Genomic DNA, 3,427 nt, shown 5'->3' on the forward strand with positions numbered 1-3,427 from the left:
TCCGGCTCGGTCACCTCGACCATGCCGGTCTCCACCAGCACCGTCGCGACGCCGATGGTGCCGTGGCCGCACATCGGCAGGCAGCCGCTCGTTTCGATAAACAGGATGCCGACGTCGCTGTCGTCGCGCGTCGGCGGATACAGGAACCCGCCCGACATCATGTCGTGACCGCGCGGCTCGAAGCAGAGGCTGGTGCGGATCCAGTCGAACCGCTCCAGGAAATCCTGCCGCCGCTCGCCCATCGAGGTGCCGCGCAGCAGCGGCGTGCCGCCGGCGACCAGACGGACGGGGTTCCCCGCCGTATGGCCGTCGATGCAGAAGAAGGTGTGGCGCATGGAGTTCCGGCGATCAGGCAGCCTGGGCTTGCAACTTGCTCGGCTGGGTGGCGGCGCATTGCTCGACCCAGGCGATCACGTCCTTGCGGCGCTGGCCGGTCAGCGGCAGGCGCGGCAGGCGCACCCGCTCCGATCCGCGGCCCATGATCTGCTCGGCCAGCTTGATCGACTGGACGAGATCGTGTTCGGCGTCGAGGTGGAGCAACGGCATGAACCAGCGGTAGATCGCCAGTGCCTCGTCATACTTGCCTTCGTTGAACGCCTGGACGAGCCGCACCGATTCGGTCGGGAAGGCGCTGGTCAGGCCCGACACCCAGCCGCTGGCGCCGAGGAACAGCCCTTCCAGCGCCACGTCGTCCAGGCCGGCCATCACGGTATAACGGTCGCCGAAACGGTTGAACACGTCGGTGAAGCGGCGCGGATCGGGCGCACTTTCCTTGATCGCGACGACGTTGGACACGTCCCTGAGCGCCTCAAGCGTCGCGAAATCGACGCCGACGCGATAGGCGGGCGGATTGTTGTACAGCATTACCGAAAGCGAGGTCGCGCTGGCGACGGTGCGGAAATGCGCCTGCAATTCCTCCGGCGTGGGCACATAGACCATCGCCGGCAGCAGCATGATCGCGTCCATGCCCAGCTTTTCGGCATCGCGCGCGAAATCGACCGCGCGGGCCGTGGTGAACTCCGAAACGCCGGCGATGAGGGGCACGCGGTCGCCCACAGCTTCCTTCGCGGCCTTCAGCACGGCGCGCTTTTCCTGAGGTTCGAGCGAATTATTCTCGCCGCAGGTGCCGAGCATGATCAGCCCGTCGACGCCGTCGTCGACGAGCGCGGTCAGCACGCGCTGCGTCGCGTCGATATCGACCGACAGATCCTCTGCAAATTGAGTGGTAGCTGCGGGATAGACGCCTTCCCACAGTTTCCGCGACGATGTCATTCACAACCTCCGTTGAAGCTGAAAATCGTATACGGTATATGATGGCCTATGCAAACTGATTTTTCAGGCGCTTCCGCCGACCGCGCACCACCCGCAACTGCCATTGTCGTCGGCGGCGGCGTGGTCGGGCTCGCCACCGCGCTCAATCTGCAGCTGAACGGCATCGCCACCACCCTGTTCGACATGCCCGGCGAATCTCCCGCGGCTTCATTAGGCAATGCGGGCCATATCGCGATCGAGCAAGTGGAGCCGCTCGCTTCGATGGCGACGATCCGTTCGATGCCGCGGCGGCTGTTCTGGCGCGGCGGCGCCTTGTCGCTGCCGATCGGCAGCATCGGCGCCTGGCTGCCCTTTTCGATGCGGCTGCTGGCGGCTGCACGCCCGGCGCGCTTCGCCGCGGGCTGCACGGCACTGACGCGCGCCTTGGGCGGAGCAATGGATGCGTGGCGGCGCCTGCTCGGCCGGATCGGCGCGGGCGAGCTGCTGCTCGAAGACGGCCATTTCATCGTCTGGGAGAGCGATGCGAGCGCGCGCGAAGGCCGGGCACGCTGGGCCGCGACAAAGACCGGCAAGGCAACGCTGCGCGATGCGACGCCCGACGAGCTCGGCGAACTCGCGAAGCTGACACGCGTCCCGATCGCGGGGGCGGTGCGGTTCTCGGGATCGGGACAGATCGCTGACCTGAACGCCCTCGCCGACGCACTGGCCGGCAGCTTCGCCAAAGCCGGCGGGTCGCGGATCGAGGCGCGGATCGAACGGCTCGATGTGAAAGGTGGACGGGCCGTCGCCCTCGCATCCGACGGCAGCCGGCACCGAGCGCCCGCGATCGTGGTGACGGCCGGCGCGGCATCGGGCGCGCTGCTGGCGCCGATCGGCCATGTCGTGCCGCTGATCGCGGAGCGCGGCTATCACATCCAGTCGGCGGACACCGACTGGCCGATGGGCACGCCGCCCGTCGTGTTCGAGGATCGGTCGATGATCGTCACGCGCTTCCGGTCGGGCCTGCGCGCCGCGAGCTTCGTCGAGTTCGGACGCATCGGGCGCCCCGCCGACCCGCGCAAATGGGCGCGGCTGCGCAAGCACGTCGCTGCGCTCGGCTTGTCCTTCCATCTGCCGGGGCGCGAATGGATGGGCGCGCGGCCGACCTTGCCGGATTACCTGCCGGCGATCGGCCGCAGCCGGCGAGCGGACAATCTGTTCTACGCGTTCGGGCACCAGCATCTGGGACTGACGCTGGCCGCGACGACGGCCGAGGCGGTGCGCGCGCTGGTTGCGGGCGAGGCGCCGCCGTTCGATATCACCCCCTTCGACATCGACCGTTTTGGAGTGCGCGCATGACGACAGGCATTGGCGGGTCGAGCCCGGCCCAGGAACTCGCGGCGACCCGGCCTTGGGCGGATCCGGCACCCTCGATCACGAAGGAAGAGCGCGAACGGCGGCTGGACAAGGCGCGCCGTCTGACCGCCGATGCCGGTGCTGGCGCGCTACTGATCGGTGCCGGCGCGAGCCTTCGCTATTTCGCGGGCGTATCCTGGGGCGCCAGCGAGCGGCTGGTGGCAATGCTGCTTCCCGTCGAGGGCCGGCCGATCGTGATCGCGCCTGCGTTCGAGCTCGGCACGCTGGAGGCGGAGCTGAGCCTCGATGCCGATCTCCGGCTATGGCAGGAGGATGAGAGCCCCTCCGCACTTGTCGCCGATGCGCTCCGCGAGGCCGGCGCCGCGACGCTGGCGATCGATCCGGCAATGGCGTTCCTGTTTGTCGAGCGCATCCGCCGCGTGGCGCCTTCGCTGGACATCATCGACGCGAGCCCGATCGTCGACGGCTGCCGGATGTACAAGTCGCCGGCCGAGCTCGCGCTGCTGCAGCAGGCCAAGTCCATGACGCTGGAAGTCCATCGCCGCGCCGCCAGGGCGCTGAGTCCGGGGATTCGCGCCAGCGAAGTCGCGCGCTTTCTGGACGAAGCGCACCGGGCGATCGGGGCGCCGGGCGGCAATGCCTTCTGCATCGTCCAGTTCGGCCGCTCGACCGCCTTCCCGCACGGCCTGCCGGGGGATGCGGCGTTAAGCGAAGGCGACATCGTGCTGATCGACACCGGCTGCACGATCCAGGGCTATCATTCCGACATCACGCGTACCTATGTGTTCGGCGAGGCGGA

Annotated in this window: 4 protein-coding genes; 2 read left to right on the plus strand and 2 right to left on the minus strand. The window is 68.3% G+C overall.

Annotation, left to right across the window (positions count from 1 at the left end; translation table 11 throughout):
* Together VFT73_RS10365 and VFT73_RS10370 are read right to left on the minus strand one after the other, a co-directional pair.
* On the minus strand, positions 1-335 hold a 335-nt coding region (locus VFT73_RS10365; protein ID WP_326410673.1), incomplete at its 3' end, for a proline racemase family protein.
* A 13-nt stretch (positions 336-348) separates the two neighbouring features.
* A complete protein-coding gene (locus VFT73_RS10370) occupies positions 349-1,272 on the minus strand; it encodes a dihydrodipicolinate synthase family protein (protein WP_326410675.1) in 924 nt (307 codons plus the stop codon).
* A 48-nt stretch (positions 1,273-1,320) separates the two neighbouring features.
* Between VFT73_RS10370 and VFT73_RS10375 the strand changes: the two genes are divergently transcribed.
* Both VFT73_RS10375 and VFT73_RS10380 read left to right on the plus strand, forming a co-directional pair.
* Positions 1,321-2,610 carry an FAD-binding oxidoreductase gene (locus VFT73_RS10375; protein ID WP_326410677.1) on the plus strand — a complete coding sequence of 430 codons (1,290 nt, stop codon included), beginning with the start codon at positions 1,321-1,323 and terminating at the stop codon, positions 2,608-2,610.
* Positions 2,607-3,427: Xaa-Pro peptidase family protein (locus VFT73_RS10380; protein ID WP_326410679.1), on the plus strand; the 821-nt coding region annotated here is incomplete at its 3' end. The genes VFT73_RS10375 and VFT73_RS10380, both read left to right, overlap by 4 nt.

This window comes from Sphingomonas sp., from assembly GCF_035758555.1.
Lineage (GTDB): Bacteria > Pseudomonadota > Alphaproteobacteria > Sphingomonadales > Sphingomonadaceae > Sphingomonas_B.

Excerpts from the sequence above, each read along its gene's own strand:
- VFT73_RS10370 (WP_326410675.1), bottom strand. The coding sequence starts at position 1,272 with ATGACATCGTCGCGGAAACTGTGGGAAGGCGTCTATCCCGCAGCTACC.
- VFT73_RS10375 (WP_326410677.1), top strand. The coding sequence starts at position 1,321 with ATGCAAACTGATTTTTCAGGCGCTTCCGCCGACCGCGCACCACCCGCA.